General features: G+C 62.0%; 1 protein-coding gene. It reads right to left on the bottom strand.

Going from position 1 to position 581, the window contains the following annotated elements; genetic code table 11:
* Window positions 1-118: 118 nt before the first annotated feature.
* Window positions 119-581: plasmid mobilization protein (locus CK240_RS17810; RefSeq protein WP_167650114.1), on the bottom strand; the 463-nt coding region annotated here is incomplete at its 5' end.

Here is a 581-nt window from a genome sequence, read left to right on the forward strand (position 1 = left end):
CTTTTTCCAGACGCAAAAACCGCTTCCCACAATCCAACTTGAACAATCTACAAAGGTGAAGATTCATCCGATGCTCCACTCGGCACTAGGGGTCATAAAATAAAATAATTGTAGTTGTTCAATCCAATGGTGCGGCTTCTTCGCCGCCCTTCATAGCCTCGATGATCTGATCCACATGCGCCCGCTGCTGCTGCGCGCGGCGAACCATGAGGCTGCGGGTCTTGTCGTTGTCCCGGGCGATCTGGTGCAGCTGGTGGGCTAACTGGTCCAGTTGCAGGCGGGGGATCTTCTGCCCGCGCTGCACGGCCGCGTTCATGGCCCGCACCACCTGGTTCACGTTCCGCCCGATCGCGGACACCTCCTTGGTCAGTTCCGCGATCTCGCCCGCCTCCGGCGGCTCGATGTGGTAGACGCCCGCTGCGTAGAGCAGCACCCGCCGCGCCGTGTCGGCCCGGCTCAGGTTCAGCTCCCCCGCCAGGGCGTCCAGCCGCTCCATGTCCTCGGTGCTGACCCGCACCGTCAGCACCTTGCTGCGCGATTGCGGCAGGCGCTCGTCCCAGCGGTTCTTGAGGTTGTAGATC

Source organism: Paracoccus salipaludis, from assembly GCF_002287065.1.
Classification (GTDB): Bacteria; Pseudomonadota; Alphaproteobacteria; order Rhodobacterales; family Rhodobacteraceae; genus Paracoccus; species Paracoccus salipaludis.